This is a genomic window from Pseudomonas sp. S8 (assembly GCF_050473925.1).
In the GTDB taxonomy this organism is placed as follows: domain Bacteria; phylum Pseudomonadota; class Gammaproteobacteria; order Pseudomonadales; family Pseudomonadaceae; genus Aquipseudomonas; species Aquipseudomonas parakoreensis.
Genome location: NZ_JBFDVZ010000016.1, coordinates 2370721 through 2391493 on the forward strand (window position 1 = coordinate 2370721; position 20773 = coordinate 2391493).

Sequence of the window (20773 nt, forward strand, 5' to 3'; positions counted from 1 at the left end):
CGCCAGACACGAAAAACCCGGCACCAGGCCGGGTTTGCTTTCGAATATTCAATCAATGATGGCGGTTTTTATGTTTGTACTTGTTGTGCTTGTGACCCCCGCCGGAATGCCCGCTTCCGCCGTCGTCACCCAGGTTGTTGCCCACCGCACCACCCGCTGCGCCGCCTAAACCGGCACCGATGGCGGAGCCGGTGGAGCCGCCCAGGCTATTACCAACCACCGAGCCGCCGGCAGCGCCGAGACCACCGCCGATGGCGGCTTCGGTGCGATTGTGTTTATTCGCTCCGACCGCGCTGCCCGCCGCGCCACCGACGCCTGCGCCAACTGCGGCACCGGTGCTGCCGCCGAGCTGGCCACCGACCACGTTACCGAGCACACCGCCCAGTCCGCCACCGACGGCGGCGCTACCATCGCCGGCGGCCATCGCACCTTGGGCGACCAGTAATCCGAAAAACAGTGCAGATAATGACAAACGCATTTGAACCTCACAGTTCCCGAATCGGGACGGAATGCCCACAGGGCCTATGTCAGATTGGAGACATTTTTCGGAAAAACGTTCAGCCATGAAAAAGCCCGGCGTCGAGCCGGGCTATTTCTGACAAACGTTCGCAATCAGTGACGCTTGTGACCTTTGGACAGGTTGGCGCCGACGGCACCACCGGCAGCGCCACCCAGGCCGGCGCCAATGGTCGCGCCATTTCGGCCGCCCAGGCTGTTGCCGATTACCGAACCACCGGCCGCGCCAACACCACCGCCGATAGCCGCCTTGGTGCGGCTGCCTTTGCCGGCGGCCATCGCACTGCCGGCCGCGCCTGCAACACCGGCACCAATCGCCGCGCCGGTGCTGCCGCCCATTTTCTGGCCGACCACATTACCCAGCGCACCACCCAGACCGCCGCCGAGTGCCGCAGTGCCTTCACCAGCCACCGCACCTTGAGCAACCAGAAGCCCCAGAACCAGAGCGGGCAATGTTAGACGCATGACAAAAACCTCAAAAATAGGGAGATCAAAAGGGGCCGAGATTGAAAGCTGCCGACGCGCTGAAGTCCAGAAAAATCAGCTGCCGCCGAGCACTTGGCGCCGATTGGACAGCGATTTGGCAAAAGGTTTTATCGCAGGCAAAAAAAAGCCCGCTGGGGAGACGGGCTGGAGACTTGCTTTCTAACGGATGGCTTCACCCTACGTCCGTGGACGTGAAAAGTTTGTGAAAAAAAACCGAATCTGCCCGATCGCTTGTAGGAGATTTCCTTTCATAAACATCAGGCATAAAAAACCCCGTTCATAGACGGGGTTGTTTGGTCTCACCTTACTTTCTTGACCGGGCCGAAACCTTCGGAAGGAATTTGGCTTTCGGCCCCTTGGGCGTGGTGGACTTGATCTTGCCGGTCTGCACCGGGTCCTCGCCAAAGCCCGATTGATACTCCGTCTGGCCGCAACGGACACAGTTATTGAATGAAAACTCGGCTCCATCGTCTTCGATATACGGATCAGTCATAGCCTCTCCCCTTTGCAATAGATCGACACCGGCAAAGCCCTTTTGCCCGAAAAAATATCGACCTCCAAGGCTTTTGAGACTAGCCGGTCATTACTGGACTTGCGGTTCAGTTCGACCAATGCCCGACGAATGGCCTACACCTCTTCAACATCCCATTACCCGAAGACGCCCTGAAGCTTGTGGGATCCAAGCCATGGCGCTGACCTGCAAAACCTCAACGCAACTTGACCGCTGTGCCGGTCGCGAACACCACGACCATGCCGCCCTTGCCCGCCGGCATACTGATCTCGAAATCCAGCCCGACCACCGCATCCGCCTGCAACGCTCGAGCCCGCTCCTTGATCTCGTCAGTCGCCTGAACCCGCGCCTCTTTCAACGCACGCTCCAGCGTCTGCGAGCGCCCACCGAAAAAGTCGCGCATGCCGGCAAACAGATCACGAATCACATTGACGCCCTGCACCGACTCCGCGCTGACAATGTCCAGGTACGCGGTGATCTGGCGGCCTTCGATGGCGTGGGTGGTGGAGATGATCATGGGAACCGTCCTTTTTCAGCGGATAAAGTGGCGATTGTAATGTGCTATGGCCATCCTGGCCGAGCACTGCCAGCGCAACTTGCGCGGCGGATTAAAATCCAGACGCCAGAAACCACAAAACCCCTGATCTCTTTCGAAATCAGGGGTTTTGTATATTGAATTTGGCGGTGAAGGAGAGATTCGAAACTACCCGTTTGCGGTTTTCTGAGCGTACCCCCCCGGTTTATAAGGGCTGCAGAGGAGCGAGATTTTGAATCTCAGTCCCATGCCAGTCCCATGGGTTTTGCGTACCAGGTTGCAGAACAGGGTCGAGAAGGCCATTTCGACGCTTCATGTTGACCCATGGGAATAAGGTAATTTTGGTAATGCAGCAGGAGGCGACCTTTGGAAGCCTTGAAAATCGCGGCCTTGAGAGAATTCCGCAGAGGTAATAATTTAGTAAGTATGAGGTTAGAAAATTACCTTTCCCATGGGTAATCGCTGACACCCCTAAAACCCAGTAAAATCAGGCACTTCAGAAAATATTACCCTCACCATTACCTAAAATTACCCTTTGAGGTAATGAATGAAAGCCAAGCACCATAAGGGCTGTAGTCCACTTTCACCCCTTCGCTTACCAAAATTACCTTTTTCCCACCCCACGTTTGAAAATATGCATAGGGCAAATCCCAAGCAACCGCTTTCGGGTCCAATCTGGTGCACTCTCGCTGCTATTCTGGTTTCTTTAAAATGGAGCAGTACCAATGCCAAGAGAAGACGCTTTACCCGGAAGCTCGATGCGTGACGTATTCGATGTATGCCAGCGAGCATCCCAAGGGCTGGGAAGGTGTTCTGTATACATACGCAGCGATGAAATTCCCCTGCATCGCACGGCCATTGGACGGAAAATTCGCTGATAGTGCCGATTCAGGCCTATAGGTTGATTGATTGACCTCGCTCCAGTGTCCATCAGGACGAAGCATGACTTTGAATGTCTCTAGACGGCTGACACTTAGATGTCAAGAACAAATGAGGTAGTATGGAAAGGCACAAAGGGGGTTAACGTGGAAAAAGTAGCTCAGCAGAAAAAACATACCCGGATCGTATTAGGTAACATGGAAACGGTTCTGGTTCACAGCGGCGATGGCAGCGTCAAGGCGCTTTTGGTACACGCGGACGGTGTCGTGGAGAAGCATGCAACCAAGAGCCTCTCTAGCAGTATTCTCGGTCAAAAAACGGGTGCTAGAGCGCGGTTGATGCGTGCGCCTCATCTGTCAGATCTTGAGCGTGATATGGCGGAGCTTAAGAAGGTAGTGGCTGCGCTTGCGGTTCGATCTGTCGTGCATGAAGACAATGCCACAGCTTTTGATGCTGAAGAAATGACAGTCTTAAAAGCTGAGAAAGCTTATCAGTTGCTTGACAATCCGCCCGAGCCTACCGAGGCACTACGCAGTCTGCTTACCCTCCGCTAAGGGCATTAAATGGATTTTATAACCATCGATTTTGATAAGTCGATTGACCGCTCGGCTTTTGATTGTGGTAAGCATCCTGCTTTAAATACCTACATTTTTGAGCACGCTGGGCAAGACCAAAAGCGCAATCTCTCACGCACGTTTTTATATGTGGAAGACGGATTATTGCTGGGGTACTACACCTTGGCGAATACCTCTTTGGCATTGAGCGAACTCAGTGATGAGCAAAGAAAGAAGATGCCTCGTTATCCTATGCCAGCAGTTCTCCTAAGCCGGTTGGCTGTCGACAAAATGGTCCAGGGACAAGGGCTTGGCCTACGACTGATGGGTGATTTTTTTCGCCGCGTGTACGAGATATCTAAACAGTCCGGCGTAGCCTTCATTGTCGTTGATGCGAAAGACTCCACCGTGGCGGATTTCTATAGGGACGCACTCGGGTTCCTACCGTCATCAAACAATCCATTGCGTCTAGTTCTCTCTACTGCGACGTTGATTCAAGGTTTCAGATCCCTAGCTTAATCAGAGCTCTGACACCCTTTCTCGCCCTTCTTCACGCGAAGCTATCCATCACCTTGGATCGCTGTGCGCTAGTGAAATACGTAGATTGTCCCAATCCGGCTGTAGCCCTTACTAAAAGGGCCTTCCAGTCGATAACGCTTGTGTGACAGCGCTCCCCCTAAGCACGCTCGCGCCGCTAAAGAAAATAAAAAAACGGTGCAAATTCGAGGTTTGTCGTTTTTTGTCCCAGCGGGGCTGGGGTTTCCGGAACACGTCTGCTTTCATGACAGCATTCCATCGATGCGTATTACCTTCATTTCCTTGCAAAACCTTGCACTCTTTGCAATCGCAGATTCACGGGGGCAGCGGCCATGTTCGCTTGTCTGGAGGAGGGTTACACCCCGCGCCGGTTTGCAAAAATAATTGATACAAAGCCCGCCGGCGGGAGGGGGATAAGTGATTTCTCGCGAGATTTTTTCTTCGTGCCAGAAGTTTTTCCAGGGCTGCGCCCACACCAACAAACCCCACCTACCTGAGGCCGACGGGGCTGAATTGCTGACCGTCAGTCGCGAGCTGCTGCAGCAGAGACCTTCGCTTGATAAGCTGTATACACATACAGTGTTCCAATAAGCACGGGTTGTGCGATGAATCGAGATTTTGCGGGCGGCATTGCCGATCGGGTATCGCTCATGGGCAACTGGCATGGACTGTTGCTGGATAAAGAAGCACTGCTGAGTAAGCCGGGCACGCATCACAAGGCGCTGCTCAGGCAGGCCCACCAGTTGCACCAGCAACAGGTCATAGACGATGGCGAGTTATGCGACTTCCTGGAGCTAGCAGACGCCGCGCTGGCCTTCGCCATCGAATCACTGCACGACATCAAGACAGACGAATAGGGGTCACCACATGCATATGCTGGTCACGCCGTTGCGTTTGCGCGGTGTACCGCTCACACCGAAAGAGCGCCGTCAGTATCCCGCGATCAGGTGCAACGTCATGGTTAATTCAACGATGTGTGACGTAATGGGCAGAGCGTCTAACCATGCAAGCGCCGAGATGGGCATGCCGCTAGACCCCGACCCGCTCCCACCATTGGTTGACGCTTCGCTGGCAGGAATGTCGGTTACGGGTTTCGTTATCTCTGGCATCGAGATAATCGACGGATGCGCTTATGCGCAATCCTGGTGGTGCCGTGAAGGATGAATATCAGCACTGTGAATCCGAAGAATCAACAGCAAAACAGGGGCCGAAGCCCCTGCCGAATCGATGATTATTCAAGCTGTTGATAGATTCGATACAAGCGGATTGACCAATAAGCCGTTTGCAGAATCCGGATTAACTCTTCTGGAATGAAGCGAGCAAGCAATCGATGCATATTTATAAACCTCGAAAGTACAATCTCAAACTTTCTCAGCACGAGAAAGCAGCTTTGTTAGCACTCAGCGATGCAGTAACCGATTACACCGAAGGACAGTTAATTAACTTCTAACTATAATTAATAGACCTTTAAGCGCAAGTTTTAACGGTAAATCATGAACCGTATGGTTGACTGCCACATTGGTACGCCCTAACCTTTCGAGTTGCGAGTTTCAAAAGCTGTAGGGCGTCGAGTGCTGGGATCAATCTATCACAGGATTGGGGCTTGGAAACCACTTGTCGCTATCGTAGAAAGGCCGGGCGCACGCCCGGCCTTTCTGCATTCTCAGCCCGGGCAGTGGCGCTTTTCGCCCGGGCGCGTGATAACAGATTGGCCAAACCTCGACAGTTAGCGGGTTTGCGCTGGCCGGCGGCAATGCGTTTGTAGATGCGATGTAATACAGCCGACTCTGTCAATATGTGAGTTGTATTACGCTAGAGGCGTACAACGACCCGACGAACGGTCGAGGCGAGTATGAAGTATACTTCATACCCGGGCGATAGTTGCTCTGCCCGGGCACGTTCATCCACAGAGCCATGCAAGGATTCTTGCTTGGTTTTCACTCTAAATAATGAGTGATAACAGCGGCGTTACTCTTTTTATAGAGTAATTGGGGTCAACTTTAAGTTTAGCGCTGCGATTTTTTTAGCCCTCTCGATGAAGATCGTTGCATCACTCGGACTCGGCGCTGGGCCAGGTAAATGAGTGTGCGTTGAAAGCTGTGTGTTCAGCTCTTGCAGCAATGAGAGAGTTTCGCAAACGATTTGAAAGAGGTTCACGCTTCCGGAGCCGATCCAGCTTTTCGGTGCCTGCAGTTGCTGACTTGCGCCGGCGACACTCTTGCGCAAACCCTCGATCCGCTCCTGCATGTCACCACCCACCGCGGCGTTATGCTTCTGACCCACAACCAAGTTCAGATCCCGCCCGGTAGCCTGGTGCAGATCGTCCACCGCCGCCAAACTCGCAGATCCGCCCGACAGCAATTTCAGGGCACCCAGCGCCTCGATCTTTTTCACACCACCCACCGTCTCGGTTGAATGGTCGTCGACCGCTCGCGTGTGGCTCTGGAACTGCTCGCGATTGTCCAGGGCTTCAATCTCGCGCTCGATCGCTTGATCCCGGATCTTGCCATCGGTCTGGCGTAACCAGTTGCCGTCCGCGTCGACCCGCTGCTGGGCGGTACCGCTGTGCTGCCACACCTGGTCACCCTTCGGCACCTTGGGCATGCTCAGGCCGTGCGGCAGGATCGACTGAATGTAAGGCTTGTTCGGCAGGCCGTAGGCGAAGCACACCACCACCCGCGTGCCTTCCTCCGGAAAGGCGTAAATGCCCATTTCCTCGCCACCCGTAGGCAGTGGCAGCGGCACGCCAGTTAATGGTGGCATGGCCGGATCTGGGGCGTCGTCGGGGCCGAGGACGACTATGTCCACGGCGTAGCGCGGGCGGAAGTCGTCGCACAATCCAGCGTCCGCCGGCGCATCGGCCACGGCGGTGACCTGAGCGAATCGCGGTAGGTGGTAACCACCGGTGAGTTCTGGAAATTGGCGCTCTACAGCGCGGCGGATTGCGTCTTCCATCGGATGGCCATCTGGTCATTGGCGAGCGTCACACTGGTGACACGCTCGCCGGCGTTGATCGTTGCACCCGGTCGCAGCCCAGGAAGGGCCGCGACCATCGCGCTCTGGTTTCCCTGGTAGCCGTCGAACAGCTCCGTGGGAATCTGCAGCGCCGCTCGGGCGCCAAAAAAGCCGTCGGCCCAGCTGCCGGCGAACACTTCGCCGTTGCTCAGCTGGTGCCAGGTGAAATCCGGAATACTGAACACCCGGGCCAGGCTGTCCATCGCCTGGTATCCGGCGGCAAGGCTGTAGAAGTAAGGTGCCTTCACGCCGGCGTAAGGCCGATCAGGAACGCGAAAGCGCAGCCCCGTCTGCTCGCTGATGGCAGCCAGCACGGCGCGCAGATCGACGTGACGCAGGTTCAGCGGCAACGGGTTGGCCAGCACGGCAGCCAGCTCACGGCAGAACAGCACCTGCTCCTTGGCGTTGGCGGCGGTGCAACGCTCGACGTAGCCGATGAAGTGGCGCTGCAGCGTGCGGTCGTTGTAGCCGATGTCCAGCGTTACCAACCCTTTCAGCGGCTCGGCAGACTGCACGGTGAAATTCGCCCGCCCGGGACTGGTGGCGTCCAGCCGAACGTCTTCCTTGACCAGGGGAACAGGCGCGCCATTGATGGCCAGAACCTTGTGCAGCTTCACTTCTGCTCACTCCCGCCCAGCCACTTATCCACACGGCCCAGCACCTTTTCAAAGCCGCTCAGTTCCGGGTTGTCCCCCGAACCGGAACTGCTACCACCTTCGCCGACCGTGCTGCCCGGGGCGCCCTGGGCGTCGACCTTGTTGCCGGCACGCCGCCCCTCGACCTTTTCCGGGTTCGATTCGCGCTCGCTCAGTGTGAACTGCACCAGCCAGGCTTTCAGGCTGTCGGCCTCACGGGCACTGACGCCTTCGGAGAATTCGACCTGACGCACGCCGAACGCTTCGGCGGTGTCGTTCACGACGCGATACAGATGCAACTCCCCGCCGCTCGCCGTGGCTTCGGCCAGACGCATCAAGTCAGTCAGCTGCACCCGATCAACGAAGGGGATCATCAGCGAGACGGCCAACGTTTTGGGCTTGAAGCCCTTGTGCGCCTTGTCGGTGTTGCTGGTCTGCCCCGACATGTCGCCGCTTTCGATGCGTAGATTGCCGGTGACCTTGAGGTTCTTCCCCTGGACTTTTTGCCCATCGAGCAACAGCGTCATAGGCCCACCAGCTCCCGTACGAAACTCAACCCCTCTTGCGTGCCCACCAGCAGCAGGCCGGCGCATTGCACCCACTCATGCCCAGGGACATCGCCGCTCAGCAGTTCCTGGCGCAGCTCGCTGGGATTACCCGGGCCAATCAGGCGCGCCCGTATGCTGACGTCAGGGTTCCCGCCAGCCAGCAGGTTTTTCAGGTCAGCCAATTGCTGATCGCGCCCCTGTTGCTGGGCGGCTTTTCGAGCGGCCAGCGCAGCCAGATCGCCCAGCGGCGAACTGTCGGCGGCGTAGCCTTCCAGCACGGCCAATTGGCCGGCCATCGATTGCTTGGCAGCCTTGACCACCGTGCATCGCTCCAGGGGCAGTCCTTGCCAGCGCGGCAACGGGCCGGCGCCGGGGATCTCCCACTTGTCGCTCTCAAGTTTCAGCAGGTGCTGGGCGCGCCGCTCGGTTCGCACCAGGTCGCCGATCGGCAGCAACGCATTGAAGCGCGACAGACCGCTGGCCAACTGTTCCAGGCGTGTGCCTAAGAACAGAATCGACAGGGCATATTGAGGCCCAACCGGACGGCCCGCATCGGTGGCGTCCTCCAGTTTTTTGGCCAAGTGTTCCAGCACATTCGGCGCCGACAGGTAGCGCTGATAGCCTTTGCCCTGGCCGATGCCGCTTTGAAACGGCGTCACCACCAGGCACGACGGCACCTGGCCCAGCTGCTGGGCCAATGCGGTACGTCCGGCTTCAACGGCGTTTTTCGCCGCATCACCGACCGGCCCCGGATTGGTGCTGGCCAAACCTTCCAGACCAGCCAGCCGCTGGGCTGTGCTGGCCAGCTCACCGGTGGCCAGATCCTTGGCGGCAGACAGCCCCCCCATCCATTGCGTGGCCTGTTCTGGCCAGCGCATCGTCACCGGTGACCAGGTCATGCTGGCGGCGTCCATTTGATGGCGTCCATCGCTTTGCTGTCTTGTTCGTTGAACGCCTTGGCCAGCGCTTGGCGCAGGTTTTCGGCGTGCAATTGCGCCGCCTGCTTGAAACGGAAAAGATCTTGGCCAACATCGCGCAATTGTTCGGCGGTGTGGGTTCTGAAGGCCTTGTGCTGCTCCATGTCGGTACACGCGATATCGGCGGCCAGGCCCGAGAGGATGGAACCGGTCAAATTGATTTGATCGACCAGTTCACTGTCGTAATGAAATGGCCAGCCCAGCGCCTGGGAAACGAACCCGGATTCGGTGTACTTGGTGCACGCCTGGTTGATTTCCTGCTTTTTCTGCTCATTTAGCGAAGCCAGAATCGCAGCGGTGTCGTCAACCCAGTGGTCGTTTTTCCAGACTTGAAGCGGCTCTGGCTGCATGAGCGTGTAGCCGCTGGGCATCGGCGCGAAGCCGTCGAGCGTCAGCGGCTCACCGGTCTTGATGTTGTACGCGGTTACGCCCTGGAAAAAGTCCAGCAGTTGCCACTTTCCATCAATCCAGCACGCAGCCTTGTGTTCAGGTTCTTCCGGAGGCGGGATTTCGACGCAGCCTGCGGGAATCAGAAAGACGTCGGGTTCCAGCTGGCAAGCCTCCGCCTCAGTCGTGCCGACGTAGCGTCCGAAGGAATTGGTTTGATAGACGATTTTTCGGTTCATACAGGCGCTCAGTATTTGATGCAGACGAGAAATGCCACGTTGTCCGGACGGGACTCATTGCCCCCGTCTGCGGCAACCGTGACACCGTGAACGTGGTGGCCGTCGGCGTAGATGTTCAGGCCGTGGGTGTGTACACCGTCACCATTGATGCCGACGGCGTGGGTGTGTGCAGCGTGGGCGCTTCCGAACTCTCGCCAGAAGGCTCCGCCGGAGCTGGAACCCATCACCGACCCGGCGAGGTTGCCGCCGACGTTGATGCCTTGGTTGCCCATCAGAATTTGGGTGTTTCCTTCACCAGCGCCTGCTGTCCAGGCCGAGTGACCATGCCAGCCGGCGGCGTCGATATGTCCGCCGTGACCGTGGGCACCTGCTCCGGCAGTTGACGCGGCGTGAGCGTGCGCGCGGTTTTGGTTAGCCTGGTCACTGCCCAGCGCCCGGCCGGCATCCAAAGTGCCGCCGTCGCTCCAGGCCCGAATGAACTTGCCGCGCATGTCACGTAAGTTGAAGGTATTCACGCCATCGCCGGCGCCGTACCGGGTGCCGATCACCGCGAACAGCTTGGCGTAGGTGGTTCGCGAAATGGCGGCACCGTTGCACTTCAACCATCCAGGCGGCGCGCTGGTCATATCGAATGCGGCAACCATCCCGGTCATCGAGTCTCCGACCTGTTGCTGCAGCTTGTTCAGCGCGGCGGTCGAAGCAATGATCTGGCTGCTGTTGGTGCCCGGATCGTCGCTGATTGCGTTGGGAACATTGCTCAGCCCGACGTCTTCTTTCTTTGTCCCTCGAGCACGCAAGCGCGGGTAGTCGCCGTTCCTGGCCGCAAGGTAGGTAATCAGCGAAGCGTCGATTGGCTCGACCACTCGCCTATCCAGCGCAATGGAAGCGTTGGGGATCTCGGCGAGGGGAACGCAGTAGTGGCCAACGCCGGCGCTGTCGGTGTAGTCGGTACGATCGGCTCCGAACACGATCGTGTAGCTGGCCACAACATCGTTGAGTTCACGCTTCAGGGCGACATCAAGCCAGGCCACTGTGGGGTAGCTCGGCGGCTCAATCTTCAACGGGGTCGATCGCACGACACGAATCCCCGCGATATAGGCGCCACCTGGGTTCATCTGGAACGAATCGTTCACCCAGTCAATTTTGAAGCCGGCGCCAAAGAAGCACGCTCGGCCATAGACATCACCATTGATCTGCCGCTGACGTTCATCAATGCCCGCCAGGCGCACAGTGAAGTCATGCTGCCAGGTGCTGGCATCGATTTTTACGCCGGTCAGCGCCTGGGCACCGTCGAACGCCACCAGAAAGTTACGGGTGACGTTGTTGCCGATCTGCAGTGGCGGGATGTTCCTGCGCTTCTGCTGCAGCGGCACGTAGGACACGGCGAACAGCAAACCGTCCGCGTCCTCGAGGCCGACCCAGTTGAAGTCCCAATCGCCGATGTCCGACCCCAGCTGCGCGCTGTAGACGATCTGGTTGGGGTTCACAAAACCGCTGTTTCCCTCGGGAATCTCGTAGGTGTGCACGATCTGGCCCGCCGGCGGCTTGCCGGCAGCACGATCCACCGGCGCTTCGGTAGCCAGCCCGGGCACGTTGGCGAAAATGAATTTCGTGATAACCAGGGACTTTTTCTGGCTTTGTTTCAGGGCGATTTGGCCTTCGCCGGCCAACGTAATACTGGCGCTCACTTTGCGCTCCTACAGGCTGGCGACCAGCGTCTGCTGGTCGTCGTTGAAGTCGATCAGGCCCACTTGCAGGCCCACGGGGGTGATGGTCACGAAGTCATAGCGCCGGCACGTCCGACCGTATTGCTGGATCAGCACGCGCAGCAGCTCCGGGTTCAGCGACAGTTGCGCGTTGCTGAACTTCAACAGCACGACGTCCCAATCCCGGTCGGGCTGACGCTCCTCGATCTCCACGTAGCCGACGCCCAGGCGCTCAAAAATGCGTTTCATGCCGGCGGTGCTGCCGGCATCAACCGAGTTGACGAAGGCGTATTTCACGCGCAACCGGAACAGACTTTCCGGCTCGCCGGCGAAGCGTGTTACGTCACGCTGCCAAGCCCACAACTCAAGGATGCTCAAGTGGCAGGTGTCGGGATCGATCTGCGAATAGGGCCAGCGCAGCCAGCCGGAGACGGTTTCCCACCAGGACTGTGCAGCGGCCAACAACTTCGCCAGCTCGGTGCCGCCCAGCCAGAAAGGCAATTTCAACTTGATCATTGCGCCGTCACCTTCAACTGGCCCAGGCGCGGAATGTTCAGCCCGCTGATGATGTCCTGGCCCGGTAGAAAGCGCAGGGAAGCGATATCGGCGAACTGCTGGTGGAGTTCTTCACTCAGGCGGCTATAGCTGAATCGCGACTGTGGATAAGTCAGCGTCGGCTGGTAGTCGGTCGCGGTGCTTTCGCGAAACGCCGCCCGCACGAACAGCTCGACCTCTTTCACCAGGGCGCTGATTCGCTCGGCGCTCAAGTTGGGCTTGGGCCACAGCCACAGCGTCACGGTCGCCGGGACTTCGGGCATAACCATGGCCAGCAGATCGTCGCCATGGCCGTGGTTGCCCTGGTCGCGGATATGCGCGTTGATTTGCTGCAGGTAGGTGTCCGCCGGCACACCGGCATCAAACAGAATGTAGGCATTTGCGCTGCCCGGGCCACGGGGCGCGCCGTGTTCGAAGTACACGCCATCCGGACGCACGCCGGGGAAGGCGGAAATCATGGCGCGATACACCGCGTCGGTGTGCCACTGGTTGACCGCCGAGAACTGGTTACGCACGCGCAGACGCAACTGGTCGTTGGGTTCCGGATCTGCACCTGGCGAAGCCAGCCAACCGTCTTTGTTCACCACCTGGACAATGCCGGGGATCGGCACCGGCAGGATCGCGTAGTAACCCGGGGCCAGATTAAAACCGCTGCCCGCCTCGATCGCCTCGACCGGGACGTCCAGCTGGAGCTGGCCCTGCTGGAACGTCGCCGGTGCCGTGGTCACCAATTGATAGACGTTGCCGTTGATCGCGGCAGACTGCACCACAATGCCCTTTTCCAGCTGCAGCACGCCGTCCGGAACGGCGCGGGTAAACAACAGTTTTCCCTGGGCCTTGGTCGCGCCTTTACGCTCGACGTTTACCGCCCATGCCAGTGTGTCCAGCCAAGCGTCGACCGCTGTTTTCACGAAGAAGTTGGGCAGCACGGTCATGCACAGAAAATCCAGCAGCCACAGCACGGGTTTGGTCACCAGCGCGGTCATCACCCGCCAGAAAGGCGAATAGCTGCTGGTGTTGGCCACTTTCGCGCCTTGGGCTTCAACTTCCTTTTCCCACTCGGCCTTCAATGCCGCCTCAGTGGTCGGGATGCCGGCATCGGCGATCACCTTTTTAAAATCGATGCTCACAGGCTGACCTCAATCGATCCGAATTTGATGGTTTTGGCGGTGACCAGGTACACGCCAGGCGCCTGCTCGGTGATGCGTGCCGTCCCGGGCACCAGGCGCACGTCGTCCTCCACCAGCAATTCCATCTGCTGGACGCAATCGCGTTGACGCAGGCGGTCGCGCTCAGCCACCAGCGTCACCAGCAGCCCGCTGTCGCGGATCATGTGCGCGATGTCCTGGGCGATGCAGGCGCGGTCGTCGACCAGCAGCGGCTGGTGCGACGGATCAAGTGCCAGGTCGTTGCCGACGATCAGCAGATCCACGTACTCACTCATCCCCCCACCGCCATCGCGACCATGTTTTCCATTTCCAGCGGCGTCATCTGCTTGCCGGTGTGAATGTTCACGTTCTCCACATGCGTGCCCTTGTTCTGGCTGCTGTTGTTGTTCTGAATGCTGGTCAGCAGCCCGCCCGGCGGCACTGCAGACGGACGCACCGGTGACAGGCTTGGAATGGCCGCATTGATGGTCTGTTGGGCTTTCTGCGCGGCGTTGGCGGTGTCGGAAGCGCTGGCAGCGGCGTCGACGCCTGGCACCTCGGGCATACCGCCGAAGCGCGCTTCGATGTTTACGCCGGGGATGCTGTTAAGCAGCTCGATCACGCCGTTAACGGCCTTGGTGAAAATGCCGACGATGCTGTCCCACGCGGCCTTGGCCATGCCTGACCAGCCGCCCATGGAATTGAACCAGTCGGACAAATTCTGGAACGTCTCGGCCACCGCCTGGAACGCGGCAGTATTCATCAGGGCCGTCGTCCATTCGTCCCAGTAGTAGACGGCTGCAGCGATCGCGGCGACCAGGGCAACGATCCCGACCACGATCCACGCCACCGGGTTGGCCAACAGCGCCGCGTTGACCAGCCAGATCGCGCCTTGCCACAACATCATGCTGCCGCGAATGACGGCCAGGCCGGCGCTCAGCGTGTAGATCACGGCCACGTAAGCCAGCATTACAACCTTCTGCAGAATGAACACTGCGACGGTGCGCAGCCCCATCAGTTGGAACACTTTCCACACGGTGAGCATGCCCAGCCAGGTCATGCGCATGATGCCCACCGCCATGGTCAGCGCTGACATGGCCGCAACAATGCCCATGATCGACAACGCGGTGATGCCGATAACCCGGGTGATGTTCGGGAACAGCTGCGACCAGCGCACCAGAGTTTTGCCGATGTCGACCATCTTGGTCATGAACGGCGACAGCACCGGGATCAGCACCTGGCCGAACATGGTTCGCATGACCTCGACCAGCGACGCCCATTGCTGCCAGGGATCGACCATCGCCCGCGCCATCTGCTCGGCGTTCTCCAACCCGCGCACCTTGCCCAGCTGCTCGATGCCGTTGCGCAGCCGATCGGTGTCCTTGGCCAGCGCGCCGATCACCTGGGCACCTTCGCCGCCGAAAGCCTCCAGCAGCTTGGCCCCGGCGGACGCGCTGGTCAGGTCGCCGAACTTGCCCTGGAGCTTGTCCAGGATGGTCATCATCGGCAGCATTTTTCCCTGCTGGTCGGTGAACTTCATCCCCAGTTTTTCCGAGGCGGCGCCGATGTTTTCAAAAAACGCCTTGTAGCGTCCGCCGGCGTCGCCGCCTTCCATGGTGCTGCTCAGCGTGCCGATCACTGCCATCTGTTCAGCCAGGTCGACGCCAGAGGTCGTCGCGATCGCCCCGGCCTCCTTGAACGCGTCTTTCATGGCGGCGCCACTGGTGCGGAACAGCTGAACCGCCAGCGCCGTTTGGCCGCCGAGTTTTTCCACCCACGCGCCCTTCCCCATCACATCGGCTTGGGACTTCTGCAGGTTGTAAAGCGTGCCGACGTATTCGCCCATGGTTTCGGCGTCGGTTTTAGTGGCCTTGGCCAGCAGGTTGCTGGTGTTGGTGAAGGTGGCCAACTGGTTGCCGGCCAAGCCTTTGATGGCGCCCTCGATGAGGTACGCGGACGCTACAAAGTCCTTGGCGTTCTCGCCGTAGTTCACCGCGAACTCCAGCGACTTGCTGTTCAGCGCGGACAGAGCATCCTCAGCCACGCCGAGCGATCGCACGTCGCCCAGGGCGCGGTTGACCTCCAGCGCCGGTTCCATGGATTCGCGAATGGCGACCACGCCCGCCGTCAGTCCGCCCAAGCCCAGGCCGATCGTCTTTATGTGCTTTTCGCTTTGATCGGAAAGCTCGGCAAAACCCGTTTTCACCTTGCCCAGGGGCGCGGTGACCTTGTCCTGCAAGCTGAGAATGAAAGCCAGGCTGGCGCTACGGTCTGCCAATGTCGTTACCCGTTCAGCGCAATGGCAATGCCGTTAGCTACGGCAAATTCCATGCGTCTCCAGTGTTCGTCCTCCAGCCACTTGGCCATCCCCATCGCCTCGGGCGTGGGTTCGGCACCAGGTAGCCAGCGGTGCGTCAGGGCCATCAACTGGCCCAGGCCGTTTTCGCTCAGGCGCTCAGCGTGCTCGAGCGCTTTTTTACGATCACCTCAACATTGGGTGCGTATTCCTCCAGCAGCGCGCCGGCGATTTGCATCACCATCACCGGGTTGGCCAGTATCGATTTCAGCGTGGCTTTTTCTTCCTGCTTGACGGTGTTCATCAACAGGTTGTTGCCCGGGGCGACCTTGTTGGTTTGGGTCAGAGCGTTGAAATACTTGGTCACGTCCGCCGGCGTCAGATTGAAGGTGAATTCGTTTTCGCCGACTTCCAGGATGATTTCTTTGTTCTGTTCGTTCATTGGATGACTCACTTATTGAGGTTGGGTAAGGGGTTGCCCAGGTGCGCCGACGATCGCCGGCAAACGTCCAAGGCGTATTGCTGCAGCCCGACGATCATTTGCCGGCTTTGGGCGAGTTGATCTCGGAGGGTGAAATAATCCTGTCGAGCGTCTGCAGCGAGTTCGGCGCGTCCTGCATCAGCCACGCGGGCGGTGCCGGTGGTGGCGGACACAGATCCGGAGGCGGGGTAGGTAGCGCTGACGTACAGCCGGCCAGTGCCATCGCCGACAGCACGGCGCAGGCGTTCGTTTTCAGTGCGTGCATCGGTCAATTCCTTGGTGTTTCGTTGGTCGATCGCATCCCGCTCGGCGAGCATTTCACCGCTGATGCGTACCGCTTGGCGCAGGCCGACCACCTCAGTCTTCAGGCCTCGCAGGTCTTCCAGTGCGTCGTCGCGTTGATCCACCAGCCGGATAAACCAATACAGGGGCACCAGGGTGGCAATGAGCATCCCGAACAGTGCGGCCTTGAAAGGTGAAATGGTCATTTCAGGCAGACTCCCACCTCGGCCAGCCGGCGGTTATGCAGCCCGGGAACAAAGCGTTTCTGGCCCTTGGCGTCCGTCACAAAGGCCCATACCGGCGTCTTGCCGTCCGGCGCCCAAGCCAGGGCTTTGCAGCCTTCGGCAATGTGACCGGCGTTAATCAGCGCGACCGCTCGACTGGCGCAAGTGCTGGCCGCGCCGAAGTTGTGGCCGTGACTGGTCAGTGCGTCGAACGTGTTCTGGTTCACGTTCGGGTTGGTGATGCACTCGGCCAGCTGCAGCTGCGTGTTGCGGATCACCAGTTGCTCCACCTCGGCGCACTTGGCAGGCGACCAGTAGTCGCCGACCACGACCGGGTACGGGCTGGTGAACCGGGTGATGCCTTTGCACACCGTAGGCAGCCCGCCGGCCAATTTGTCCGCGTAAACGGTGTTCTGGCCGTTGCCTTCCCAGGTGCCCAAGAAGATCACCAGCGGCGTGCTGGCCAGCGCGATCAAACCGGCGGCTATCCGCCCGCGCAGGCTCATGGGAACCACACACGCAACAGCGCCGGCACGACCATCTGCAGCACAGCGCCAACCAGCGTCAGGATGGTCAGCAAACGCCCGACTTTGGAGCCGATCACGTTTACCGCAAGGGTCAACGCCTGCTGTCCTTTGTTCAGTTCCTTGAGCTGGCCAGTCATGTTTTCGAATTGCTGCTCAAGCTTGGTCACACGAGTCGGCACGGTTTCGTGACGGCCTTCAAACTCGTTCATGCGGTGCTCGATCACGGCAAGTTGCCGCTCCAGCGTTCCCAGACGCGAAGTTTCAGTAGTCATCGGCGTTTACTCTTCTCGACGTCCGTCTGGCACGGAACGCACCGCGTCATACCGCCCAGCGCCTGGCGTGCCGGCGGGATCTCTTTGTCACAGTCCTGGCAATGGGTCAGGCTTGGCCCGACCGGCATAGGCGTCTGCAGCTGCGCCTTGATCGCCTGGTCACGTTGGCGTTGCTCCAGCTCCTGGGCACGGTCGAACCAGTCCACCATTAGCGCAGCCCCTCGGTTTCAGCTGCGGCCAGGTAGGGAACGCCGTTGATACGGATAAAGTCCGGGCTAGTAACGTCAAACGGCACCTTGTATTTGCTCTTTTCGCCGCCCTTGGGATCGATCGACAGCAGGCTGGACACCTTCAACCGGCAACCGAATGCCTCCACACGCATTTCCTCGTCCTCGCCGGCCTTGGCGAAGAACACCGAGTCAAAGGGTTTCAGCTCGCGAAAACTGCCTGCCGAGCGGGCGGCGTCCACCAGCAGGTTGAAATTGGTACTGTCCAGTTCCAGTTCGCCGGCGGCGGCAACATCGCCGTCCACGTAGCCGTCCGGAACGCCACGGGTTTGGGCCACCGCCGAGTTGTCGGTAATGTCCAGGGTGCAGCTCTCGACGTGCAGCGCGATGTCGCCCAGGTTCACGTCAAAGTTCTTGCCGCCAATCTTCGCCATGGCGCGTTACTCCGTTTTATCGGTGGAAAGATCCAAGGCGATGTTCGCCGCCAGGTCTTTCGGGCAGTTGAGGGGTTTGAGCTTGAAGTAGGCGACCACCTTGGTTTTGCTCAACCAGGTCAGCACCAGGTCGCCGTCCTTCGGCGGCTCGATGTCGCCGGGAAAGACTTGGCCCGCGAACGTGACGGACTTGGCCATGGCTCGCAGTGGAGCCATCAACTGGTTGGTGTTGACGGCCATGCTGTTTGGGGTGTTGTTCAAGCGGCGATCGGCCACGCGACGGATCAGCAGCGCCCGAATCAGGCGAGCGGCTTTGTCGGTGATGCGCAGGTATTCGACGACCTGGAAGTCGCTGCCCGGGGTATCCAGCAGGTTGCCGTCCCCCCAATACACGCCCGGATAGTCCGGATAGGTTTGCGACACCGAGTACCGCGCCCGATCCAGTTCGGAGCGCACAGCCGAGGGCAGAGAGATTTTTTCGCCATCAATCGGCACCGGGCCGAGGCCCAGCACAGCACCGGTGGCCACGCGCATCGGACTGTCGGCGATGCTTACGGAAGCGTTGGCCAAGCGGCCAGCCAGCACGCCCAAGTCATTGCCGTGCAACTGCGGGACAACCAGCACACGCGGCGCTGCAAGGTTGGCCAACAGCGTTTTTCGCTCGGCCACGTACTTCGCCCAGGTCTGGTCGGCAGTAATGCCGGCAGTGCACGCCATCACGAAGATTCGACGCCCATAGGTATTGCTCAGCGAAATAGCAGCGTCATTCATGGCCGAAAGTTCTGCCGGTGCGGTCACCGGTTTGGTGATGACCACAGCCTCGACGGAGTAGCCCAGTTGCTGGGATTGCTCCAACGCATCAGTCCAATTGCCCTCGGCGCCGATCGGAGCGGCCACGCATGCCCAGCGCTGGCCACCGTTGAGACGAGCAGCGGTGATTTGGGTTTTCAGGTCGCTGGCCGCAATGCCCAGGGCGGCGTCCAGATCGCTGTCGTTGTTCAGGGGCAGAAACTGGCCGACGTTCTTGCCGGCAGGGCCGATGAATAGAAAGTAACGCTCAATCTCGCTCACTGGCCCCTGGCCCAGATTGAGATTGTCGACGGTGACTTGACCGAGTGCCATGCAGTGCCTCGTTAGCGGGGTGAATTAAGGATTTGTTGCAACACCTGATTAATCAGCAGATTGGTGTCGCGATCGGAGTTAACGCCGATGAACTGGCGCTTCGGCAGGGTGATTTCCCAGCTCTGCGCGCCCGAAGACTCGCTGCGCTGGTCGTCCAGGATGCGGATCAGCAAGCCCGCCTTGGCGTAGTTCACATGCTCCTGAATCCACGCCACCGACGGCCTGGTCAGGCTCTTTTTGCCAGCCTGGCGCACGCGAAAACCCAGCCGACGCAGGCGCTTGGCTTGCTTTTCGGTGGCCGCAAGTCCCGGCGGGGTCTTGTTCCAGCGGCGCATCTGTGCAGCGGTGCGGCGTTCACTGACGCCGTTGTGTTGCTGGGCGGCGACCCATCGGGTCAGGGCGTTTTTCCAGCCCAGTTCCGCTTCATCAGCGGTCAGTCGAGTGACCACCATCAGCTTGGCCAGGCCGGCTTCCATCTTCTTTTTGCCCTTGCCGTCGCCCTGGCGCGGAGCGAACGCCGAGCCGTCAAGGTTCTGCTGGGCCCGCTGACGTTTGCGGCTCATCGTCCGCACGCGCTTGGTGACCTGGTTCAACAACCGGCGGCGCAATTGGGGCGGCATGGCCAGCAATGCCAGTTGCTCGCGCACGCCCAGGCGACCCAGTACGTCGAGTTCGAACGTGCTACGCCCCGCCATTGGTGGCCACCTCGCCATGCTCAGCGACCCACAGGTCAAACGGGATGAACGCCCAGGTCTTGCCGAAGGCCTCGACTTCGCCGTCCGGATCTTCGGAGAGGTACTGCGGCTCGACGAATTCCAGCGTGACTTCCACGTCGAACAGATCGGCGTCGACCGGCTCCACGGCGAATTCCGGCGCCGGCAGCTCGTGGCGGTCGCGATCAGCGTCGTGGTTCTCCAGCCAACTGCCGACCAAGGCCATCATGCGGGCCGGATGATCGGCGAAGCGCTCCATGACAATCACGGCGCGATAGTGCATGTCAGCAAAGTGCATGCCGTCGACGTCGGGTTTCCAGATCAGCGAAAGCTTGACCTGCTCCGTCCAGCTGTCGAGCTGTTCAGGCTCGACCACGCGGCGTTCGAGTAGGTAGGCAGTCAGTGCCTGAAGCTTGGTCATAGCAACTTCGCCGTGATGCGGCCACGGCCCTGCAAGGCGCGCACAGCCTGCTGACTGAATGCCAGAAACGTGTCTTCACGCTCCGGCGCTTCCTTGCCGGTGTTCTCGGCGCTCTCACGGCGGGTCACGGTGGCGAACTGCTGCAGGGCGCTGGCCTTGGCGCGGCAATACACGGCGCGCTTGTACAACTTCGCTTTCCAGGCACGTTCCGGCAGCGACATCGGATCGGCTTTTTCTACGGTGGTAATGCCCGCCGCCAGCCAGCTGGATTTGAGCTTGGCCAAGTCGCTGTTGACCTCGGCCATGGCGATGCTCAGCGCGTCGGTCAGCAGATCGCCCAGGAATTCCGCCGGCAGGCGGTAACCCTTCTGGAATTCGGACACGGAGAGATCCGGCCAGAAGCCGTCGTTCTCGATGATCTGTTCCACAAAGGTGGTGGGTTTCCCGGAAAAGCTCATTGCTGACCGCTCGAATTAGGGCGGGGAGACTGTTTTTCGTGAGGCTGGCCATAAATGGCAGACACACGTCCACAGTTCCCCGCTGGGG

28 protein-coding genes are annotated in these 20773 nt (G+C 59.4%); 3 read left to right on the top strand and 25 right to left on the bottom strand.

The features are described from left to right. Positions 1-52: 52 nt before the first annotated feature. The 4 genes from AB1J88_RS11645 to AB1J88_RS11660 all read right to left on the bottom strand — a co-directional run bounded on the left by AB1J88_RS11645 (position 53) and on the right by AB1J88_RS11660 (position 2030). Positions 53-478 carry a YMGG-like glycine zipper-containing protein gene (locus AB1J88_RS11645; protein ID WP_041067599.1) on the bottom strand — a complete coding sequence of 142 codons (426 nt, stop codon included), beginning with the start codon at positions 476-478 and terminating at the stop codon, positions 53-55. Between the two features lie 134 nt (positions 479-612). Then, positions 613-981, bottom strand: coding sequence for a glycine zipper domain-containing protein (locus AB1J88_RS11650; protein WP_007960728.1), 369 nt, complete (start codon positions 979-981; stop codon positions 613-615). Positions 982-1306: 325 nt separating this feature from the next. Continuing rightward, on the bottom strand, positions 1307-1495 hold the full coding sequence (locus tag AB1J88_RS11655) for a hypothetical protein (RefSeq protein ID WP_041067596.1): 189 nt from the start codon (positions 1493-1495) through the stop codon (positions 1307-1309). Positions 1496-1709: 214 nt separating this feature from the next. Next, positions 1710-2030, bottom strand: a complete 321-nt coding sequence (locus AB1J88_RS11660; protein ID WP_007960724.1) for a YbjQ family protein — start codon at positions 2028-2030, stop codon at positions 1710-1712. Positions 2031-3073: 1043 nt separating this feature from the next. On the opposite strand from AB1J88_RS11660, the gene AB1J88_RS11665 reads away from it, so the two are divergent. The 3 genes from AB1J88_RS11665 to AB1J88_RS11675 all read left to right on the top strand — a co-directional run bounded on the left by AB1J88_RS11665 (position 3074) and on the right by AB1J88_RS11675 (position 4875). Then, positions 3074-3481: a hypothetical protein gene (locus tag AB1J88_RS11665; protein WP_430291123.1), complete on the top strand. Its 408-nt coding sequence runs from the start codon at positions 3074-3076 to the stop codon at positions 3479-3481. Between the two features lie 9 nt (positions 3482-3490). Further along, positions 3491-4000 (top strand): GNAT family N-acetyltransferase, encoded by a 510-nt coding sequence (locus AB1J88_RS11670; RefSeq protein WP_430291124.1) that lies wholly within the window; start codon positions 3491-3493, stop codon positions 3998-4000. A gap of 623 nt (positions 4001-4623) precedes the next feature. Next, positions 4624-4875 (top strand): hypothetical protein, encoded by a 252-nt coding sequence (locus AB1J88_RS11675; protein WP_430291125.1) that lies wholly within the window; start codon positions 4624-4626, stop codon positions 4873-4875. Between the two features lie 1120 nt (positions 4876-5995). On the opposite strand, the gene AB1J88_RS11680 is transcribed toward AB1J88_RS11675, so the two are convergent. Genes AB1J88_RS11680 through AB1J88_RS11780 form a run of 21 tightly spaced genes read right to left on the bottom strand, consistent with a single transcriptional unit; the run spans position 5996 to position 20685 of the window. Further along, positions 5996-6973, bottom strand: a complete 978-nt coding sequence (locus AB1J88_RS11680) for a hypothetical protein (RefSeq protein ID WP_430291126.1) — start codon at positions 6971-6973, stop codon at positions 5996-5998. After that, entirely contained in the window at positions 6946-7650 is a 705-nt protein-coding gene (locus tag AB1J88_RS11685; RefSeq protein ID WP_430291127.1) for a hypothetical protein, read from the bottom strand. Before AB1J88_RS11685 ends, AB1J88_RS11680 begins: the two co-directional genes overlap by 28 nt. Then, complete coding sequence (locus tag AB1J88_RS11690) at positions 7647-8195, bottom strand: DNA-binding protein (protein WP_430291128.1); 549 nt, start codon at positions 8193-8195, stop codon at positions 7647-7649. Before AB1J88_RS11690 ends, AB1J88_RS11685 begins: the two co-directional genes overlap by 4 nt. Then, entirely contained in the window at positions 8192-9115 is a 924-nt protein-coding gene (locus tag AB1J88_RS11695) for a hypothetical protein (protein WP_430292686.1), read from the bottom strand. Before AB1J88_RS11695 ends, AB1J88_RS11690 begins: the two co-directional genes overlap by 4 nt. After that, positions 9112-9819, bottom strand: a complete 708-nt coding sequence (locus AB1J88_RS11700) for a hypothetical protein (protein WP_430291129.1) — start codon at positions 9817-9819, stop codon at positions 9112-9114. The genes AB1J88_RS11695 and AB1J88_RS11700 overlap by 4 nt, the downstream gene beginning before the upstream one ends. An 8-nt stretch (positions 9820-9827) precedes the next feature. Then, the gene (locus tag AB1J88_RS11705; RefSeq protein WP_430291130.1) at positions 9828-11507 is read right to left on the bottom strand and encodes a phage tail protein; all 1680 of its coding nucleotides are present in this window, start codon (positions 11505-11507) and stop codon (positions 9828-9830) included. Positions 11508-11516: 9 nt separating this feature from the next. Beyond that, the gene (locus AB1J88_RS11710) at positions 11517-12041 is read right to left on the bottom strand and encodes a phage tail protein (protein WP_041074579.1); all 525 of its coding nucleotides are present in this window, start codon (positions 12039-12041) and stop codon (positions 11517-11519) included. Beyond that, positions 12038-13210 carry a baseplate J/gp47 family protein gene (locus AB1J88_RS11715; RefSeq protein WP_430291131.1) on the bottom strand — a complete coding sequence of 391 codons (1173 nt, stop codon included), beginning with the start codon at positions 13208-13210 and terminating at the stop codon, positions 12038-12040. Before AB1J88_RS11715 ends, AB1J88_RS11710 begins: the two co-directional genes overlap by 4 nt. Beyond that, the gene (locus tag AB1J88_RS11720; RefSeq protein ID WP_041074583.1) at positions 13207-13524 is read right to left on the bottom strand and encodes a DUF2590 family protein; all 318 of its coding nucleotides are present in this window, start codon (positions 13522-13524) and stop codon (positions 13207-13209) included. Before AB1J88_RS11720 ends, AB1J88_RS11715 begins: the two co-directional genes overlap by 4 nt. Further along, positions 13521-15506: a phage tail tape measure protein gene (locus AB1J88_RS11725; protein ID WP_430291132.1), complete on the bottom strand. Its 1986-nt coding sequence runs from the start codon at positions 15504-15506 to the stop codon at positions 13521-13523. Before AB1J88_RS11725 ends, AB1J88_RS11720 begins: the two co-directional genes overlap by 4 nt. A 5-nt stretch (positions 15507-15511) precedes the next feature. Beyond that, positions 15512-15652, bottom strand: a complete 141-nt coding sequence (locus AB1J88_RS11730; protein WP_169840848.1) for a DUF6890 family protein — start codon at positions 15650-15652, stop codon at positions 15512-15514. A gap of 23 nt (positions 15653-15675) precedes the next feature. Then, positions 15676-15966 carry a putative phage tail assembly chaperone gene (locus tag AB1J88_RS11735; RefSeq protein WP_430291133.1) on the bottom strand — a complete coding sequence of 97 codons (291 nt, stop codon included), beginning with the start codon at positions 15964-15966 and terminating at the stop codon, positions 15676-15678. Positions 15967-15974: 8 nt separating this feature from the next. Further along, on the bottom strand, positions 15975-16493 hold the full coding sequence (locus AB1J88_RS11740; RefSeq protein WP_430291134.1) for a lysis protein: 519 nt from the start codon (positions 16491-16493) through the stop codon (positions 15975-15977). After that, positions 16490-17017, bottom strand: coding sequence for a lysozyme (locus AB1J88_RS11745; protein ID WP_430291135.1), 528 nt, complete (start codon positions 17015-17017; stop codon positions 16490-16492). Before AB1J88_RS11745 ends, AB1J88_RS11740 begins: the two co-directional genes overlap by 4 nt. Then, positions 17014-17310, bottom strand: coding sequence for a hypothetical protein (locus tag AB1J88_RS11750; protein ID WP_041074592.1), 297 nt, complete (start codon positions 17308-17310; stop codon positions 17014-17016). The genes AB1J88_RS11745 and AB1J88_RS11750 overlap by 4 nt, the downstream gene beginning before the upstream one ends. Continuing rightward, positions 17307-17519, bottom strand: a complete 213-nt coding sequence (locus tag AB1J88_RS11755) for a TraR/DksA family transcriptional regulator (protein ID WP_041074594.1) — start codon at positions 17517-17519, stop codon at positions 17307-17309. Before AB1J88_RS11755 ends, AB1J88_RS11750 begins: the two co-directional genes overlap by 4 nt. Next, entirely contained in the window at positions 17519-17971 is a 453-nt protein-coding gene (locus tag AB1J88_RS11760; RefSeq protein WP_041074596.1) for a phage protein, read from the bottom strand. Before AB1J88_RS11760 ends, AB1J88_RS11755 begins: the two co-directional genes overlap by 1 nt. Positions 17972-17977: 6 nt before the next feature. Further along, positions 17978-19093 (bottom strand): DUF2586 domain-containing protein, encoded by a 1116-nt coding sequence (locus AB1J88_RS11765; protein ID WP_430291136.1) that lies wholly within the window; start codon positions 19091-19093, stop codon positions 17978-17980. Between the two features lie 11 nt (positions 19094-19104). After that, on the bottom strand, positions 19105-19788 hold the full coding sequence (locus AB1J88_RS11770) for a virion morphogenesis protein (RefSeq protein ID WP_239777746.1): 684 nt from the start codon (positions 19786-19788) through the stop codon (positions 19105-19107). Beyond that, positions 19775-20227, bottom strand: a complete 453-nt coding sequence (locus tag AB1J88_RS11775) for a phage tail protein (RefSeq protein ID WP_430291137.1) — start codon at positions 20225-20227, stop codon at positions 19775-19777. The genes AB1J88_RS11770 and AB1J88_RS11775 overlap by 14 nt, the downstream gene beginning before the upstream one ends. Further along, the gene (locus AB1J88_RS11780; protein WP_430291138.1) at positions 20224-20685 is read right to left on the bottom strand and encodes a head completion/stabilization protein; all 462 of its coding nucleotides are present in this window, start codon (positions 20683-20685) and stop codon (positions 20224-20226) included. The genes AB1J88_RS11775 and AB1J88_RS11780 overlap by 4 nt, the downstream gene beginning before the upstream one ends. Between the last annotated feature and the right edge of the window lie 88 nt (positions 20686-20773).

Bases quoted from the DNA above. Each gene is read 5' to 3' on its own strand.
- AB1J88_RS11645 (WP_041067599.1), bottom strand. From the start codon at position 478: ATGCGTTTGTCATTATCTGCACTGTTTTTCGGATTACTGGTCGCCCAA.
- AB1J88_RS11650 (WP_007960728.1), bottom strand. From the start codon at position 981: ATGCGTCTAACATTGCCCGCTCTGGTTCTGGGGCTTCTGGTTGCTCAA.
- AB1J88_RS11655 (WP_041067596.1), bottom strand. From the start codon at position 1,495: ATGACTGATCCGTATATCGAAGACGATGGAGCCGAGTTTTCATTCAAT.
- AB1J88_RS11660 (WP_007960724.1), bottom strand. From the start codon at position 2,030: ATGATCATCTCCACCACCCACGCCATCGAAGGCCGCCAGATCACCGCG.
- AB1J88_RS11670 (WP_430291124.1), top strand. From the start codon at position 3,491: ATGGATTTTATAACCATCGATTTTGATAAGTCGATTGACCGCTCGGCT.
- AB1J88_RS11675 (WP_430291125.1), top strand. From the start codon at position 4,624: ATGAATCGAGATTTTGCGGGCGGCATTGCCGATCGGGTATCGCTCATG.
- AB1J88_RS11680 (WP_430291126.1), bottom strand. From the start codon at position 6,973: ATGGAAGACGCAATCCGCCGCGCTGTAGAGCGCCAATTTCCAGAACTC.
- AB1J88_RS11690 (WP_430291128.1), bottom strand. From the start codon at position 8,195: ATGACGCTGTTGCTCGATGGGCAAAAAGTCCAGGGGAAGAACCTCAAG.
- AB1J88_RS11695 (WP_430292686.1), bottom strand. From the start codon at position 9,115: ATGACCTGGTCACCGGTGACGATGCGCTGGCCAGAACAGGCCACGCAA.
- AB1J88_RS11700 (WP_430291129.1), bottom strand. From the start codon at position 9,819: ATGAACCGAAAAATCGTCTATCAAACCAATTCCTTCGGACGCTACGTC.
- AB1J88_RS11710 (WP_041074579.1), bottom strand. From the start codon at position 12,041: ATGATCAAGTTGAAATTGCCTTTCTGGCTGGGCGGCACCGAGCTGGCG.
- AB1J88_RS11720 (WP_041074583.1), bottom strand. From the start codon at position 13,524: ATGAGTGAGTACGTGGATCTGCTGATCGTCGGCAACGACCTGGCACTT.
- AB1J88_RS11730 (WP_169840848.1), bottom strand. From the start codon at position 15,652: ATGGCCCTGACGCACCGCTGGCTACCTGGTGCCGAACCCACGCCCGAG.
- AB1J88_RS11735 (WP_430291133.1), bottom strand. From the start codon at position 15,966: ATGAACGAACAGAACAAAGAAATCATCCTGGAAGTCGGCGAAAACGAA.
- AB1J88_RS11740 (WP_430291134.1), bottom strand. From the start codon at position 16,493: ATGACCATTTCACCTTTCAAGGCCGCACTGTTCGGGATGCTCATTGCC.
- AB1J88_RS11745 (WP_430291135.1), bottom strand. From the start codon at position 17,017: ATGAGCCTGCGCGGGCGGATAGCCGCCGGTTTGATCGCGCTGGCCAGC.
- AB1J88_RS11750 (WP_041074592.1), bottom strand. From the start codon at position 17,310: ATGACTACTGAAACTTCGCGTCTGGGAACGCTGGAGCGGCAACTTGCC.
- AB1J88_RS11755 (WP_041074594.1), bottom strand. From the start codon at position 17,519: ATGGTGGACTGGTTCGACCGTGCCCAGGAGCTGGAGCAACGCCAACGT.
- AB1J88_RS11760 (WP_041074596.1), bottom strand. From the start codon at position 17,971: ATGGCGAAGATTGGCGGCAAGAACTTTGACGTGAACCTGGGCGACATC.
- AB1J88_RS11765 (WP_430291136.1), bottom strand. From the start codon at position 19,093: ATGGCACTCGGTCAAGTCACCGTCGACAATCTCAATCTGGGCCAGGGG.
- AB1J88_RS11770 (WP_239777746.1), bottom strand. From the start codon at position 19,788: ATGGCGGGGCGTAGCACGTTCGAACTCGACGTACTGGGTCGCCTGGGC.
- AB1J88_RS11775 (WP_430291137.1), bottom strand. From the start codon at position 20,227: ATGACCAAGCTTCAGGCACTGACTGCCTACCTACTCGAACGCCGCGTG.
- AB1J88_RS11780 (WP_430291138.1), bottom strand. From the start codon at position 20,685: ATGAGCTTTTCCGGGAAACCCACCACCTTTGTGGAACAGATCATCGAG.